The sequence below is a fragment of the Gilvimarinus sp. 1_MG-2023 genome (assembly GCF_030548285.1).
This window is the reverse complement of sequence record NZ_JAUOSC010001794.1, coordinates 1-233: the sequence shown is the minus strand read 5'-3', so window position 1 is coordinate 233 and position 233 is coordinate 1. Positions and strand designations below refer to the sequence as shown.

1 pseudogene is annotated in these 233 nt (G+C 55.4%); it reads right to left on the bottom strand.

Features of this window, described 5'->3' with window-relative positions:
• A pseudogene (locus Q4563_RS22875) lies at positions 1-233 on the bottom strand (TonB-dependent receptor); the annotation flags it as partial.

Below are 233 nucleotides of genomic sequence, written 5' to 3'. Positions count from 1 at the left end.
GTTCTGATGCGCCGACAAGCGCATATTCAGTCCCGGGCCGACTTCCCCCGACACCACGGCACCGAGGGCTTTGGTGTTGTAGTTACCCAGTTTGCCCGACACCATGCCTTCAAACTGTTCTGTTGGATCATTACTTTCGATATTGATCATACCGGCCAGGGCATTGGCACCAAAACGGGTGCCTTGTGGGCCGCGCAAGACCTCGACCTGCTGTACATCAAACAAACCTGCAC